16 protein-coding genes are annotated in these 15,385 nt (G+C 65.4%); 12 read left to right on the top strand and 4 right to left on the bottom strand.

What is annotated here, in order from left to right; genetic code table 11:
* Positions 1–34: 34 nt before the first annotated feature.
* The gene (locus tag ACF07D_RS06620; protein WP_391504343.1) at positions 35–1,486 is read right to left on the bottom strand and encodes a dicarboxylate/amino acid:cation symporter; all 1,452 of its coding nucleotides are present in this window, start codon (positions 1,484–1,486) and stop codon (positions 35–37) included.
* A 149-nt stretch (positions 1,487–1,635) separates the two neighbouring features.
* Between ACF07D_RS06620 and ACF07D_RS06615 the strand changes: the two genes are divergently transcribed.
* From ACF07D_RS06615 to ACF07D_RS06600, 4 genes are all read left to right on the top strand, one after another.
* A complete protein-coding gene (locus ACF07D_RS06615; protein ID WP_119282538.1) occupies positions 1,636–2,124 on the top strand; it encodes a YajQ family cyclic di-GMP-binding protein in 489 nt (162 codons plus the stop codon).
* 42 nt (positions 2,125–2,166) lie between these two features.
* Complete coding sequence (locus ACF07D_RS06610) at positions 2,167–2,907, top strand: hypothetical protein (protein WP_391504342.1); 741 nt, start codon at positions 2,167–2,169, stop codon at positions 2,905–2,907.
* A 36-nt stretch (positions 2,908–2,943) separates the two neighbouring features.
* Positions 2,944–3,357: a DUF3151 domain-containing protein gene (locus ACF07D_RS06605; protein WP_391504341.1), complete on the top strand. Its 414-nt coding sequence runs from the start codon at positions 2,944–2,946 to the stop codon at positions 3,355–3,357.
* A gap of 73 nt (positions 3,358–3,430) precedes the next feature.
* The gene (locus ACF07D_RS06600; protein WP_391504340.1) at positions 3,431–4,201 is read left to right on the top strand and encodes a hypothetical protein; all 771 of its coding nucleotides are present in this window, start codon (positions 3,431–3,433) and stop codon (positions 4,199–4,201) included.
* 24 nt (positions 4,202–4,225) lie between these two features.
* Here the strand turns inward: ACF07D_RS06600 and ACF07D_RS06595 are convergent, their stop codons facing one another.
* Both ACF07D_RS06595 and ACF07D_RS06590 read right to left on the bottom strand, forming a co-directional pair.
* On the bottom strand, positions 4,226–4,777 hold the full coding sequence (locus tag ACF07D_RS06595; protein ID WP_391504339.1) for an HNH endonuclease: 552 nt from the start codon (positions 4,775–4,777) through the stop codon (positions 4,226–4,228).
* Between the two features lie 251 nt (positions 4,778–5,028).
* Positions 5,029–6,009, bottom strand: a complete 981-nt coding sequence (locus tag ACF07D_RS06590; RefSeq protein WP_391504338.1) for an epimerase — start codon at positions 6,007–6,009, stop codon at positions 5,029–5,031.
* 169 nt (positions 6,010–6,178) lie between these two features.
* Here ACF07D_RS06590 and ACF07D_RS06585 point away from each other — a divergent pair, with 169 nt between their 5' ends.
* The 4 genes from ACF07D_RS06585 to ACF07D_RS06570 all read left to right on the top strand — a co-directional run bounded on the left by ACF07D_RS06585 (position 6,179) and on the right by ACF07D_RS06570 (position 9,938).
* Entirely contained in the window at positions 6,179–6,664 is a 486-nt protein-coding gene (locus tag ACF07D_RS06585) for a Dps family protein (RefSeq protein WP_370647896.1), read from the top strand.
* A 160-nt stretch (positions 6,665–6,824) separates the two neighbouring features.
* Complete coding sequence (locus ACF07D_RS06580; protein WP_391504337.1) at positions 6,825–8,111, top strand: adenylosuccinate synthase; 1,287 nt, start codon at positions 6,825–6,827, stop codon at positions 8,109–8,111.
* Positions 8,112–8,122: 11 nt separating this feature from the next.
* Positions 8,123–8,431 carry a chorismate mutase gene (locus ACF07D_RS06575; protein ID WP_255808591.1) on the top strand — a complete coding sequence of 103 codons (309 nt, stop codon included), beginning with the start codon at positions 8,123–8,125 and terminating at the stop codon, positions 8,429–8,431.
* 226 nt (positions 8,432–8,657) lie between these two features.
* Positions 8,658–9,938 carry an alpha-L-fucosidase gene (locus tag ACF07D_RS06570; protein WP_391504336.1) on the top strand — a complete coding sequence of 427 codons (1,281 nt, stop codon included), beginning with the start codon at positions 8,658–8,660 and terminating at the stop codon, positions 9,936–9,938.
* On the opposite strand, the gene ACF07D_RS06565 is transcribed toward ACF07D_RS06570, so the two are convergent.
* Positions 9,939–11,075, bottom strand: a complete 1,137-nt coding sequence (locus ACF07D_RS06565) for an ROK family transcriptional regulator (RefSeq protein ID WP_119282558.1) — start codon at positions 11,073–11,075, stop codon at positions 9,939–9,941.
* A gap of 208 nt (positions 11,076–11,283) precedes the next feature.
* On the opposite strand from ACF07D_RS06565, the gene ACF07D_RS06560 reads away from it, so the two are divergent.
* The 4 genes from ACF07D_RS06560 to ACF07D_RS06545 are packed head-to-tail and all read left to right on the top strand — an operon-like array spanning position 11,284 to position 15,381.
* Positions 11,284–12,540, top strand: coding sequence for an extracellular solute-binding protein (locus ACF07D_RS06560; RefSeq protein WP_391504335.1), 1,257 nt, complete (start codon positions 11,284–11,286; stop codon positions 12,538–12,540).
* 30 nt (positions 12,541–12,570) lie between these two features.
* Positions 12,571–13,482, top strand: coding sequence for a carbohydrate ABC transporter permease (locus ACF07D_RS06555; RefSeq protein WP_119282560.1), 912 nt, complete (start codon positions 12,571–12,573; stop codon positions 13,480–13,482).
* Positions 13,472–14,401 carry a carbohydrate ABC transporter permease gene (locus tag ACF07D_RS06550; protein WP_220663722.1) on the top strand — a complete coding sequence of 310 codons (930 nt, stop codon included), beginning with the start codon at positions 13,472–13,474 and terminating at the stop codon, positions 14,399–14,401. Before ACF07D_RS06555 ends, ACF07D_RS06550 begins: the two co-directional genes overlap by 11 nt.
* Entirely contained in the window at positions 14,398–15,381 is a 984-nt protein-coding gene (locus ACF07D_RS06545) for an ROK family protein (RefSeq protein WP_119282562.1), read from the top strand. Before ACF07D_RS06550 ends, ACF07D_RS06545 begins: the two co-directional genes overlap by 4 nt.
* Positions 15,382–15,385: the final 4 nt, after the last annotated feature.

Raw genomic sequence — 15,385 nt, 5'->3', positions numbered from 1 at the left:
GCACGGGGCGAAGCGGGTGACGGCCGAGACGGGACTAGCGGCCGGCCCCTGCCGGTTCGACCGCCTGGTCGTGAGCGAGCTCTTCCTCGGTGTCCGAGTTGTCGAACGCAAGGCCATGGCGCGGGGCGTTGTAGAGCTCCTTGTCGAGGATCCCCTCGCGCTTGGCGACAATTGTCGGCACGAGCGCCTGGCCAGCGACGTTCACCGCGGTGCGGCCCATGTCGATGATCGGGTCGACCGCAAGGAGCAGGCCGACGCCCTCAAGGGGCAGGCCGAGCGTGGAGAGGGTGAGTGTGAGCATCACTGTCGCGCCAGTCGTGCCAGCGGTTGCCGCAGAGCCGACGACAGATACGAGGGCGATCAGCAGGTACTGAACGAGCGACAGTTCGATGCCGAAGAACTGGGCGATGAAGATGGCGGCGACGGCCGGGTAGATCGCGGCGCAGCCGTCCATCTTGGTCGTCGCGCCGAGCGGCACCGCGAACGAGGCGTAGCCGCGGGGCACGCCGAGGTTACGTTCGGTCACGCGCTGGGTGAGCGGCAATGTGCCGATCGATGAGCGGCTGACGAAGCCGAGCTGCACCGCGGGCCACACTCCCGAGAAGTACTGTCGGATCGAGAGGCCGTGAGCCTTCACGAGAACCGGGTAGACCACGAACAGCACGATCGCGAGCCCGAGGTAGAGTACCGCGACAAACAGCGTGAGCGTGCCCATCTTGCCCCAGCCGTACTCGACGATGGCGTTGCCGATGAGGCCGAGGGTGCCGATCGGTGCGATCCGAATGATCCACCAGAGCACCTTCTGAATGATGGTGAGTGCCGACTCGGTGAGCGCGATGAACGGTTCTGCCTTCTGGCCGATCTTCAGTGCGGCGATGCCGACCGCTGCTGACACGACGATGACCTGCAGCACGTTGAAGCTCGCGCCCGCAGTGAGTGCGCCTGTCTCGAGGTCGACTCCGCCCGAGACGCCGAGGCCGAGGAAGTTCTGGGGCACGAGGCCCGTGAGGAAGTTCCACCAGGTGCCGACGGTGTACGGGTCAGACGGGGTTAGCTCAGAGCCCGAAGCTGCGGCGCCGGGGCGCAGCGTGACGCCGAGCGTGATGCCGATGGCGACAGCGATGAGCGCGGTGATCGCGAACCACAAAAGCGTCTGGCCTGCGAGGCGGGCGGCGTTTGTGACCTTGCGGAGCCCGACGATGCTCGAGACGATCGCAGTGAAGATGAGCGGTACGACGGCCGCGCGCAGCAGCGTGACGTAGCTCGATCCGATGACCTTGAGCGTTGCGTGCAGCCCGTTCGGGTTGCCTTCCGCGTCAGGGCCGAGATTGAGGGCGATGGTTCCGAGTACCAGGCCAAGCACGAGCGCGGCGAGAATCTGCCAGCCAAAGGAGGTCATCCATTTCGGCAGGCGACGCTTCCCGGGGTCCGCTGGAGGCGCAGCCGGCTGCGCTGAGGGGGCGGGCGGTGCTGTCGAAGACGACATGGTGATCCTTTCGAGGCGAGTCGCGCCGGGTGTGGGCGACAAACAACGATCGTACCAATAGATTCGGTTCCGTTATGACAGACATTACGTTTCATGACGCATGTGTGTGATCGCTGCGCAATGTGCGAGCTTTCGTCTACGCTTAGGGCATGGCTGATTCCTCTTTTGACGTTGTGAGCAAGATCGACTCGATGGAGGTCGAGAATGCAGTGAACCAGGCCCGCAAGGAGGTCGAGCAGCGCTACGACTTCAAGGGCGTTGGCGCCGACGTGACCTACTCCGGCGACACCATCCTGATCAAGGCGAATACCGAGGAGCGTGCGAACGCCGTCCTCGACGTGCTGCAGTCAAAGATCATCAAGCGTGGCATGTCGCTGAAGGTGCTCGACTCGGGTGAGCCTTACCCGAGCGGCAAGGAGTACCGCATTGAGTCGAAGCTCAAGGAGGGCATTGACCAGGCGACCGCGAAGAAGCTCAACAAGCTCATCCGCGACGAGGGCCCGAAGAGCGTGAAGAGCCAGATCCAGGGCGATGAACTTCGAGTCAGCTCGAAGAGCCGCGACGACCTGCAGGAGACGATGGCGCTGCTGAAGGGTGCAGACATCGACGTCGCCCTCCAGTTCGTGAACTACCGCTAGGCTGCACCCGCGCTGGCCCCGGCTGCGCTCTAAGCTAAGGCTATGAGAGCATCTGGGGCCCTTTCGCGCGCTCAGCGATACGCGCAAATTCTCGCTACGGTGGTGGGCGTCGTCGCGATCCTCGTCGTGGGCGCGGTGCTTGCCGGGTGCTCACCACAACCCGCGCCCGAGAGCCCGCAACCGACACCGGCCACGAGCCCAGAGCCGGAACCGACGCCTAGTGAGGAGCCCTGGGTGCGGTTCACCGACTCGCGCCTGCCTCACTCGTTCGAAGTGCCTCCCGGGTGGACCGTCGCTGATCTCGGAGGCAACGCTGAGATCGGCGCGTTTCAGTTTGGGGTGATCGACCCTGAGGGCAGGCAACTCCTGACGTTTGCGAGCCGAGTGCAGGGACTCGGTGGCGCATGTCAGGAGCTCCCAGTACTGCGAATCCAGGAAGCAGATACGCAGAGCGTCGAGCTGCAGGGCTACGTCGCGGCGGCAGAGACCCCTGCACCACTCGTCGCTCCGCGAGTCGTCTACCGCATCTCAGAGGTCGAGGATGGCGCCCTCGCGAGCCTTTCGCTCTCTGACGACATCCCGCCCGAGGCGTGCATGTATTACAACCTGCTGCACACGGAGGCTGGGCTCGCGATGTTCGCGACTCAGCTCCAGGTTGACTCGTTTGATCCCGCCGCGTCTCCCTGGTTGTTCGGCTCAGTCGAGGAAGCCAAGGAATACGCAGATACGGCGGAGTACGAACAACTCGTCCGGGTCCTCTCTTCTCTGTCCTTTACTGAGTAGCCGCTCCTGGGTCGGCGCTGTCGCTACACTGGCGACATGATCGGTGAGAACCTCCTCGGCCCAGAACCCACACTGCTCGCTCCCGATGCGGACGTGACGGCCGCGCTCGCCGCCGGCACAGACCCCGAACAGGTCGTGCGGGCGCACCCTGATTCCCCGCTCGCCTGGGCCGTGCTCGCAGACCGCGCGGCAGCGGCCGACGACGAGATTGGCGCGTACGCGTTCGCCCGCGTGGGGTATCACCGCGGCCTCGACTCGCTCCGCAAGGCTGGCTGGCGAGGCGCCGGGCCTGTACCGTGGTCGCACGAGCCCAACCGCGGAGTACTGCGGGCGCTCTACGCGCTGCGCCGAGGCGCCGCAGCGATCGGCGAGACACACGAGGTCGAGCGCCTCACCGAGTTCTTGAACGGCGCGGACGCGACCGCGATCGCCGCAATCGAGGCCGAATAGCGAGATTCGGTGGCCCTGGAGCCCCCGAGAACTGTTCCTGGCCGAGCGTACTGTCCTCCCCTAGGATCGGGCTATGAGCCCCGCACCTCGATCCCGTCGGCGAACCACCTCAGGTAGGGCCGTCGCGATTGGCGCGCTCGGCGCGGCCCTGCTGTTCAGCGCGTGTGCGCCCAGCCCCGAACCTGGGCCGACACCGACGACCTCGAAGCCGTCGCCGAAGCCCTCGCCTGAGCCGACTGAAGAACCCGCCCTGGAGCCTGAGGCGCAGTGGGAGCGCTTCTCAGACCCTCGGACCGTTGGCAGCTTTGAGGTCGCGCCGGGGTGGAGCGTCGTCGAGAGCGAGCGGTTGGAGCCCGAGCACGAAATCTACCTGTTCGATGTCGTCGACGAGGAAGGCGACCTGCAGCTCACTTACGCCCGCAAGGTCATGGGGCTCGGGGGAGGCTGCGGAGGCGATGCGAGCGGGCCAGACGAGTCCAGCTTTCTGACTGTGACCGAGCTCGAGACGGTGCCTGTCGAGATTCCGGGCTACGTGCGGTACGGCGACGCGCTACCCGGCACGACCCCGACGCAGTTCACCTATCGGGCTATTGAGAACGCTCACGCGGAAGGCGTGTTCGCGACGATGGCGGTGAGCGACACATCGCTGGGCGAACCATACTGCTTCTACTACAACCTGTTGCAGACCGAATCGGCCCTGGTCAGGTTCGCAGACACTCTCCAAGTGAGCATCAGCGATGCAACGAAGCACTTCGGCTCGATGGACGAGGCGCGCGCGTTCATGCAGACCGAAGACTACGCGAAGGCGAAGCGGATGCTGCTGTCGCTCAGGCTCGACGCCTAACCAATTGACGGGCGGCGCGGCCGCCTAAGCGTGGTGCTCTGGGTGGGGTGGCACGTCGTCGTGCAGAGCGGCGGGAGGCGTGTCGAGGGCAGCAGCCTCGGGCTCGGCCAGCTGCCCGCCGTCTGGTTCAGGATCCGGGAGCAGCTGCTGCAGAATCGTCGCGTGCCGCAGCAGGAATGCTCGTTCGTCGAGCTTCTTGCGCCTGAGCCAGCTGGTGACCTCGGAGTTGTGCTTGCTTGCGTTGCACGAGGCGCAGGCTGGCACGACGTTTCCGAGCGTGTACCGGCCGCCGCGCGAGACCGGCTGCACGCAGTCGCGTTGCAGCGCGGCGCCGTCGCCCTGGCAGTAGGCGCAGCATCCCCACGCCTCGAGCAGGGTCTGCCACTGATCGTCAGTGAGGTCGTTGTCGACGCGGGCGAGCCGATTCTTGCGCCGCTTCGCGTAGCGGGCGCTTGTGGCGGCCGACCTCGTCTTGGGGTACTTACGACGGGACTGCACCCCTCCACCGTACCCGCAGCTTGGGGCGTCCGGGCTTGGTGTCCGCTGCTGCGCACTGTCGATGCCGCGCTCTGTCACTGGCTGAGCCTTGCTAAACAGCCTGTTCCCCGCAAAAGAGGTGCCTCCCGGCGGTCGCGTTCGGGTCTTCTTGCGGGGAAGATGCTCTTCGGCGGGCCGGGCGGGCCGGGCGGGCGGGGCGGGGGCGGGCTAGGTGGGCCGGACCAGGTCAGGAGGGCTAGGCCAGACCGGGCCGGACCGGGCCAGGCAGGCCGGACCGGGCCGGGCCAGGCGGACCAGGCCGGGCCAGCACAGGGCCCGAGCCCTCGGCGTTATCCCCGCCGCCCCTCCCACACGTCGCGCAGAGCCGGCTCAATCTCGGTCCACGTGAACTCGTAGCCCGCTGCGAGAAGCTTCTCGGGTATAACCCAGCGGCTCTTGAGCACCATCTCAGACTCGGTGCGCAGTACCCACGTCGCCGGCTCAAGCATCCAGCGGAATGCGGGCAGCCCGAACCACGCCCCGACAGTCCGCCGAAGCGCCCGCATAACTGTGCGGTTGTCGCTCGGGCCCGGCGACGCTACGTTCACTGGACCGCTGAGGGTTTCGCTCTGCAGCGCGAAGCGCACCGCGCCAACGATGTCGTCAATGTGCACCCAGCTGAAACGCTGTCGGCCGCGGGTGCGGTGCCAGCTCGCGGTCGGCTCGGTCGGCTCGGGGCCGATGCCCCGGTAGCGGCGGTGCGGGAACCACGGGCCGTCGTACTGTGGCCCGCCGACGCCGAGCCTGGCGAGCCTGAATAGCGTGTTCGTGGCGGGGCCGTCTCCGATGGCGATCGCGATCCTGAGCGCGACGCGGCGGGTACCCGGCAGGTTGGCGGCGAAGAACTCCCGCTCCCAGTTGCGCGCGACGTCGACCGAGAAACCCGCCCCAAGCTCGCCGTTCGCCTCGGTGTGTGGGCGGTCCATGGCGTGCCTGTAAATCGTGGCCGTGCTCGAGTTCAACCACACTCTGGGCGGTGCGGTGCTCGCCGCAATCGCTTCCGACAGCGCGCGAGTGGTGTCGACGCGAGAGCGGAGGATCTCGTCACGGTTCGCGTCGTTGTAGCGGCAGTCAACGCTCTTGCCAGCGAGTCCGATTACTGCGTCGGCCCCGTCAACGAGGCTCAGGATAGCGGCCTTGTCATCCCACGACGCGTCAGCCCCGGCCCTGCCGATTGTTACGACCTCCCATCCGTCTTGGGTGAGTTCGTGACGGAGCCTCGACCCGAGAAACCCTGATGCGCCTCCGATGACGATGCGTCTGCGTGCCATGATCCCCCTCGCAGTGAACGGCCCGTGTCGGCTTAGTCATAGCCTAGCCAGCGCCTGGCAAACACTCATCGAACTCTGAGGCCAGCGCCCAGACTCTCCGCGTAACCTAGACAACACCGAGTGCCCGGCACGTACGGGCGCTCCCGAGAGAAGGGAAGCCAGTATGACAATGCAAGAAGCCCGCATCCCGGCCGCGCAGGGCGACATGAACCGCCCGAGTGGGGTCGCGCAGTACCTGAGCCCGGTCGTTCAGGATCTCGTCGCCCTCCACGTCAACGCCAAGCAGGCCCACTGGCACGTGCGCGGAGCGAACTTCATCGGGGTTCACGAGTTCCTCGACACCGTCGTCGCGAATGCCCAGGCGGGTGCAGACGAGGTTGCCGAGCGGATCGTCGCCCTCGGCCTTCCCGTCGACTCGCGCATCGCGACGGTCGCATCTCGCACGACGACTCCCGAGCTGTCGCCAGGTTTCCAGCAGTCTGACGTCACGGTGCGCGAAATGGTCGCCCAGCTCGACGCGACGCTCGCGACGATCTATCGCGCGATTGAGGGGCTCGAGGAGATCGACCCTGTGAGTCAGGACATCGCGATCGCGATCGCCCAGCAGCTCGATAAGGATCGCTGGTTCCTGCACTCCCACATCGCCGAAGCGTAGACAAGTCGCTGCAGCCGCAGCCTTTCGCGAACGCCCCGCGGCGCCCCAGGCACACCGTCAGGCGGCGCCGCGGGGCGTTCGTGTTACGCCTGCCGGGCATGGAAAGCGCGGCTCCGCTAGACTGGCTCGGTATCTGCCTAGTGCGAAGGAAGGGGCTGAGATGCCCGCTGTACTGATCACCGGTGCCCAATGGGGCGATGAGGGAAAGGGTCGCGCAACCGACCTGCTCGGGAGCCGCGTTGACTATGTCGTAAAGTTCAACGGCGGTAACAACGCCGGTCACACGGTTGTCATTGGCGACCAGAAATACGCGTTGCACCTGCTCCCATCGGGCATTCTGACACCGGGCGTCGTTCCGGTGATCGCTAACGGTGTTGTCGTTGACCTCGCGGTGCTCAAGCTTGAGCTCGACGCGCTCAAGGAGCGCGGCGTCGACGTCTCTAAGCTCAAGGTGAGCGCGAACGCGCACGTGATTACCGAGTACCACCGGACCCTCGACAAGGTCACCGAGCGTTTCCTCGGAAAGCGCCAGATTGGCACGACAGGTCGCGGCATCGGGCCCGCCTACGCAGACAAGATCAACCGCGTCGGCATCCGCATTCAAGACATCTTCGACGAGGGCATCCTTCGACAGAAGGTCGAAGCCGCGCTCGACTTCAAGAACCAGGTGCTCGTCAAGATTTACAACCGGCGTGCGATCGACGCCGACGAGGTTGTGAACGACCTGCTCGCGTACCGCGAGCTCCTCGAGCCGATGGTGTGCGACACCGGCCTGCTGCTGCACAACGCGCTCGCCGATGACAAGACAGTGCTGTACGAGGCTGGCCAGGCGACGATGCTCGACATCGATCACGGCACCTACCCGTTCGTCACCAGCTCGAACGCGACCTCCGGCGGTGCCGCGACGGGTTCGGGCGTTCCGCCGCACAAGATCGACCGCATCATCGCGGTTATCAAGGCGTACACGACCCGTGTCGGATCGGGGCCATTCCCGACCGAGCTATTCGACGAGATGGGCGAGTTCCTGCAGACCAAGGGCGGCGAGTTTGGCGTCACCACCGGTCGCGCGCGCCGGTGCGGCTGGTACGACGCTCCGATGGCACGCTACGCGGCCCGCATCAACGGCGTCACCGACTTCGTGCTCACGAAGCTCGATGTGCTCTCGGGCATCAAGTCGATTCCCGTGTGCGTGGCCTACGACGTGAACGGCGTTCGCCACGACGACATGCCCGTGAACCAGTCAGACTTCCACCACGCGAAGCCGATCTACCAGGAGTTCCCTGGCTGGGACGAGGACATCTCGAACTGCCGCTCGTTTGAGGAACTGCCGAAGAACGCGCAGGACTACATCCGCGCGCTCGAAGCGATGAGCGGCGCCAGGTTCTCGGCCGTCGGCGTTGGTCCGGAGCGCGAGCAGGTTGTCGAGCTGCACGACCTGCTGAGCTAAGAAGGAGAGCGATGACGAGCCCCACTCCTGAGGAGCGCCTCGGGCGACTCCGTTCGAGCATCGATAACATCGACGCTGCCCTCGTGCACATGCTCGCGGAGCGGTTTCGGTGCACGCAGGAGGTGGGCCAGCTGAAGGCTGAGCACGCGATGCCTCCCGCCGACCCTGCCCGCGAGGCGCGGCAGATCGCCAGGTTGCGGAGCCTCGCAGAGGACGCGAACCTCGACCCTGAGTTCGCCGAGAAGTGGTTCAACTTTGTTGTTGCCGAGGTGATCCAGCACCACACTGCTATCGCCGCCGACTCGCGCGACGAGGCATAGCCCAGTCGCCAGATGTGCCCCGGCTGCTCGGGACCTTCATTTTTACTCAATCACTTTTGTGCCCCCATTCTTCGCGAAAGAACGGGGGCACAAGAGTATTTGGAGGGATGGGTGAGGCCACGCCTGGGTGGCGCGCCCGCCGGCGATCGGGTGGGGGCTGCGCGAGCCCACGCGCCGGGAGAGATTTGACGAGCGCGCTCAAAAGAACTGTGTGAAGATTGTGCGCATGTCTTCACAGCCTGAGCATCAGTGGTTTGACGAGGCGCGCCTCGGCATGTTTGTGCACTTCGGGGCGTACAGCGTCGCCGCCCGCCACGAGTGGGTGCAGAACTACGAGCGACTCACTGACGCCGAGTACCTGCCATACGTCGAGAACTTCGATCCGGATCGCTTCGACGCCGGTGAGATCGCGCGCCAGGCACAGCAACTCGGCGCAGGCTACGTAGTGTTGACCACGAAGCACCACGAGGGCTTCGCGCTGTGGAACTCGCGCCAGTCGGATTTCACCGCACACGCAGTTTGCGGGCGAGACCTTGTGCGCGAGCACGTTGACGCGCTTCGCGCGGCAGGGCTTCGTGTTGGCTTGTACTTCTCGCTCATTGACTGGCACCACCCCGACTTCCTCGTCGACTGGGTGCATCCACGCCGCGACGACGAGAACGCCCACGAGCTCAATGCCGGCCGAGATATGGGGCGCTACCGCGCCTTCATGCACGCGCAACTGCGCGAGCTGCTGACCGAGTACGGGCAGATCGACTACATGTTCTTCGATTTCAGCTACCCGGAGCACAAGGACGGGTGGGACGGCAAGGGGCCCGCCGACTGGGACTCTGAGACGATGCTCGCGATGTGCCGCGAGCTCCAGCCGAACATGCTCGTGAACGACCGCCTCGGAATTCCCGGCGACTTCTACACGCCCGAGCAGTACCAGCCGACTGAGCCCGTGCGTCGCGGTGGCGAGTTGGTGAGGTGGGAAGCGTGTCAGACGATCAATGGATCGTGGGGGTACCATCGCGACAACCTTGACCAGAAGTCAGCGCCACTGCTTGCGCAGATGCTCACCGACTCGGTCTCGATGGGCGGGAACATGCTGTTGAACATCGGGCCAGACGGGCGCGGTGCGATCTCACCCCGAGACCGAGCCGTGCTCGAGACGCTCGGTGAGTGGACCGCCCTTCACCGCGACGCGATTGTGGGCGCCGGCCACGCCGGATTCGCGCCGCCTCGCGAGGGCACCTACACCCGCCGTGGCGACCGGCTCTATCTGCACATGGCCAGCTGGCCGCTCGGGTACGTGCACCTGCCTGGCCTCGCGGGCAAAGTGAGGTTTACTCGCCTGTTGAACGACGGCTCCTGGTTGCGCACGTCGGAGAGCGACCCTAGCTCGGAGGGTTCGCAGATGGAGGCAGCCGGGCAGCCTGCGGGCACGCTCACCGTGCACCTGCCAGTGCAGCGCCCTGACGTGCTCATGCCCGTCATCGAGCTACGCCTCGTCGATGGGGCCTAACTACGCGGTGAGGTCGACGGCGTCGAGCGCAATTCGTGCCGCACCGTACAGTGCCGCGTCTTGCCCGGACGCGGCAGCCTCGATGAGTAGCGTCTGCGTCGCGAGCGGGTGGCAGGCCTCGTAGACGCGACTGCGTACTGCGGCGATGAACGGCTCGCTCGCGCTCAGGCTCCCGGTGAGGAACACCGCGTGCGGGTTGAAGAAGTTCACGACGCCAGAGAGTGCCTGGCCGAGGTGGGTTCCCGCGGTGCGGATGAGCGTCGTCGCGGTCGGGTCACCATCTCGCGCGAGTGCGAGGACAGCGGCGGCGTCTGGCACCTGGTGGCCAAGCTCACCCATCTGCCGCACGAGACTTGCGCCGCTTGCGACCGTCTCGAGGCAGCCGCGGTTTCCGCAGGAGCAGGGCTCGTTGAGCGTCGGGTCGATCTGAGTGTGCGTGATATCGCCGGCCGCGGCTGTCGCGCCGCGGTGGATCGCGCCCTGCACGATGATCCCACTACCGATCGCGGTGCCTGCCTTGACTGTGATGCTGTCCTCGGCAGGGGAGAGCCGCCTGTGGTGCTCTCCGAGTGCCATGAGGTTCGCGTCGTTGTCGACAACAGCCGGGACCCCGAGGAGCTCGGTGAGTCGCTCGCGCACCCTGTACCCCTGCCAGCCGGGCATGCGTGACGGCTGATCGACGCTGCCGGTTTGGGGCCGCACGGGCCCTGGAAGAGCGATTCCGACTGCACGGATCTCGGTGTCACCTGCGAGTGCTCGGCAGCCCGCTGCGACCTTCTTCAGGGTCTCTTCCGGGCCGGCGGCGATGTTGATCTGGATTGTCTCGGACGCGTGCAGTTTGCCCGTGAGGTCGAGGAGGCCGATGCGGGCGTGGCCGCCGCCGAGCTCGGCGGCAAGGATCCGGGCCTCCGCGACATTCACGCGCAGCCGGCGCGGCCGCCTGCCCCCGCTCGAATTGCCGTGGCCGTCCTCGCGCAGTACATCGGCGTCGATGAGCGTCTGCACGCGCAGGGAGACTGTCGAGACGGCGACGTCGAGGATCTTGGCAAGCTCGCTGCGCGAAGCCGCCTGCCCGCCGGCGACAAGCTCGACGATCCGACGATTCTGGTCATCGAGGGGGTTCGGGGAGAGTGGCACGTTCCAACTTTCTTCGATCTTGGTAGAAGCCTAGCCCGTACTATCCACGGAAAGAAAGGCCGTATCCGCGTGAATGTTTCGATTCGGCGCTGCCAAAAAACTGGTATTTGTCGGGATGCGAATCTTCTGGCAGTATGACATCTGTCGAAGTCGAACAAACTTTGTTCGGTGCTCGAACAAACTTATCCGATGCCTGAGGAGGCGTTCAATGAAGAAGATTAACCTGGTGCCACTCGTCGCCATGACCGTGGGAGCGGCCGCAGTGCTCACAGGCTGCAGCGGCAGCGGATCAGCACCCAAGGACGACAACACGATCGTCGTCGACATGTGGGCTGGCTCGGAAGATGACACGACCGCGCTCAACGAGCAGCTCAAGATCGCTCAGGAGCAGAACCCTGACCTGAAGATTGAGCTTCGCACCGCGCCGTGGGGCGACTTCTTCACGAAGCTGACCACGAACATGGCGTCTGGCAACATGGCATGCGTCACTGGCATGAACAGCGGCATGCTCTCCAGCTACACCGACGGCTTCGTGAAGCTCACTGACGAGGATCTGAAGACCGCCGGCCTGAGCAAGGACGACTTCGCGCCGGGCGCGACCGAGATCCTTGAAAACAAGGGCAACATGTACGGCCTGCCATTCGACGTGTCGACGATGGTCACGTACTACAACGAGGATCAGCTGACGGCCGCGGGCGCTGACCTGCCGAAGGCCGGCTGGAGCTTCGAGGACTTCGAGGCCACCGCCAAGAAGGCGACCACTGGCGGCAAGTACGGCTTCGGCATCGGCATGGGTGACTTCCAGTGGCAGGCGCTCCCGATCGCGAAGTCGGGTACCCAGCCCGTCACCGAGGACGGCGAGCTGCAGATCGGCGACTCGGCGTTCACCGATGCTGCCGAGTGGTACGCGTCGCTCGTCACCGAGCAGAAGGTCGCGGCACCCGTCGCATCGGCTTCCGACGGCGGCTGGGGCGAGAACCAGTTCACCAGCGAGAACGCAGCGATGGCCGTCGACGGCACCTGGAACGCAGTTGGCTACCTCACCAACGACGCAGGCTTCAAGGCGGGCCTCGCTCCGCTACCTACGGGCGCAAACGGCAACCTCAGTCTCGTGCTTGGCTCGGGCTTCGGCATTGCCGAGACCTGCGAAAACAAGGAAGCGGCGCTCAAGGTCATGGGCTCGCTGCTCAGCAAGGATGCACAGGATTACGTTGCATCGTCGGGCCGCAGCTACCCGGCACGCGCCGAGAGCCAGCCGCTCTACTTCGAGTCGCTCGATGAGGCGTACCGCGATGATGTGCGGGCAGTCTTCGATGAGGCGTTCAAGGACGTCGAGGGCCAGCGTGTTTCTGACAACTGGGCAAAGGTTGGCACCTTCGTGCAGCCCGAACTCGTGAGCGTCTACAACGGCCAGGCCGACATGCGTACCGTGCTCGAGACCGCTCAGAAGCAGTTCAGCAACTGATTCAGCACACAACTAGGTAAGTAGCAGAGAATGACCACATTGCAGGCGCGCCAGCGCAGTCGTCGGTCGTTCGCCAAGATGGAGGCGCGCCAGGCGCTGGGCTTTGCAAGCCCGGCCCTGGTGGGCCTCGCCCTGTTTACGATCGTTCCGGTTGTCTTGTCCGTAGTGATGAGCTTCTTCAACTGGCCGACGTTTGGCGAACGCACCTTCATCGGGATCGGGAATTACGCCCGTCTCTTCGAGGATCCGGCATTCATGCCCGCGCTTCGAAACACACTCGTGTACACGGTGCTGTACGTGCCTGCAAGCGTGATTCTCTCGCTGCTGCTCGCAGTCGCTCTCGGCCCGAGGATTCGTGGCCGCGGCGCGCTGCGGGTGCTCTTCTTCATCCCTGTCGTCACCCCGATGGTCGCGAACGTGCTCGTGTGGAAGATGCTCCTGCAGCCGCAGGGCCTCTTTAACGGGCTCGCGCAGACATGGTTCGGCCTCGAGCTGCCGAACTTCCTCGCCGACAAGAACTGGGCGATGATTATGGTCGTCGTCATGAGCGTCTGGCAGGGCCTCGGCTACAACATGCTCATCTTCTCGGCGGCGCTTGAGCAGCTCCCCGAGAGCGTGATGGAGGCAGCCCGCATCGATGGCGCGAAGGGCTTCCGCCTGCTCTGGAGCGTGACGATCCCCATGATCTCCCCGTCGATCTTCTTCGCAACGATCATGACGATGATCACGTCGCTGCAAGTCTTCGTGCAGCCGCAAATGCTCACGGGCGGCGGGCCAGGCAACGCCACCGCCCCTCTCGTCATGTGGATCTACAACCAGGGATTCAAGTACCAGGAACTCGGCCTCGCCGCTGCCGGTGCGTGGATTCTGTTCGCGCTGATCATCATCATCACCGCGGTCCAGTTCCGACTGCAGAAGAAGTGGGTGCACTATGAGCACTGATCTCAACGCAACACGGGTGATGGCTGTCGCCGCTGCCGGCGGCGAGGCCGCGGTGCGGGGGGCCAAGAAGCGTTCGCGCGAGCCGATGACCCCAGGCGAGCGCATCCGGCTCGTCATCGCCCACATCAGCATTTACGTCGCCGCTGCGCTGTTCATGCTGCCTCTCATCTACGCGTTCTTCTCGGCGCTCAAGCCGAACGGTGAGATGTTCGCGATGCCTCCGAGCCTCTTCGGCTCCGAGATTCGCTGGTCGAACTTCGCCGAGGTATTCGAGTTCGGGCCGTTCTGGACGTACATCGGCAACTCGCTCTTCGTCGCGGTCGCGGGCACCCTCGTCGTGCTCGTCGTGTCGACGACGGCTGGCTACGCGTTCGGTCGGCTGCGTTGGAAGGGTCGCGACGCGGTCTTCGTGATCTTCCTCGCGACGATGATGGTTCCCGCTGAGGTCCTTGTCATCCCTATGTTCCAGGTCATGCAGTGGTTCAACTGGGTTGACACCTACCCCGCGCTGATCTTCCCGTTCGCGTTCACGGCGTTCGGCACATTCCTCATGCGGCAGTTCTTCCGCGGCATCCCGTACGAACTCGAGGAGGCCGCGCGCATCGACGGCGCGGGCCCGATCCGCACGTTCCTGCGCATCATTCTGCCGCTGTCGAAGTCGGCTGTGGCGGTGCTGTCTGTCTTCACGTTCATGAGCTTCTGGAACAGCTACCTGTGGCCGCTCATTGTGACTGTCGACCTTTCGGCGCGTGGCACACTTCCGATTGGTCTCGCGAGCTTCTCGGGCCTCACCGGCACGCGGTGGGACCTGCAGATGGCCGCAGCGATCATCTCAATGATCCCGACGACGATCCTGGTGATCGCGCTGCAGAAGCACCTCGTGAAGGGCATTGCGATGGCAGGTCTCGGCGGACGATGACGCACACAGCAGACACTCACACGGGCGTCTTCGCGGGAATCGATATTGGTGGCACCAAGATCGCTGTCGTGATCGTCGACGCCGCGGGCGAGATCCTCGCCCGCGGCTCGGCCGTCGCGCCGGCGAAGCAGGGCGGCGAAGCGATGGCTGCAACGGCGGCCCGCCTCACCTCCGACCTGCTCGGCGAGAGCGGTGGCACGCTCGGCGCTGCGGGCGTTGGCGCGGCCGGGGTCTTCGACTACGACACGGGTGTGGTGACCGCGGCGTCCTCGACATTCGTTGACTGGGTCGGCTTCCCGCTGCGCACACGACTCGAGGAGCTCCTTGGCGTTCCGATCGCAATCGAGAACGACGTCAACGCGTTCCTGCTCGGCGAGGTGGCGTTCGACGCGCACGCCGAGCCCGACGCGTTCGGCGTCATGCTCGGGACCGGCGTCGGCGGCGCGCTCATCCTCGACGGCACGCTCCGTCGCGGCGCCCGCGGCGGCGCCGGCGAGATCGGCCACACCCCTGGGTACAGCGACCTCGTCTGCACCTGCAAGCAGACCGGCCACCTTGAGACGCTGGCGTCGGGGACGTCGATCGGGCTGCGGTACGCGGAGCGCACGGGAGTGTCCGGGTTGACGGCGAAGGAGATTGCGGATCGGGCGCGCGCGGGCGATGCCGACGCGCGCGCCGTGTTCGAGAACGCTGGGCGAGCGGTCGCGCTCGCCTGCTCGTCGATGTCGACCCTCCTTGACGTCGCCGAGGTGATTGTCGGGGGTGGGGTCTCGCACGCGTGGGATCTGCTCTCGCCGGCGATGGACGAGACGCTGCGGACCGCGGCGCCAATCACCGGAACCCCGCTCCGGATCCAGCGGGCGAAGCGCGGCGGCGACGCCGTCGCGCTCGGCGCTGCAGCGTCGGCGCAAAAGCTTCTCAGGGCGACCCTCGCCCACGCACAGTTGAGCACACAGACAAGTGAAGGAGCCGCACGGTGAAGAA

The organism is Leucobacter sp. NPDC015123, from assembly GCF_043080205.1.
Taxonomy (GTDB): domain Bacteria; phylum Actinomycetota; class Actinomycetes; order Actinomycetales; family Microbacteriaceae; genus Leucobacter; species Leucobacter aridicollis_A.
Note: the sequence above shows the minus strand (reverse complement) of the source record. Positions and strands in the feature narration are given on the sequence as shown.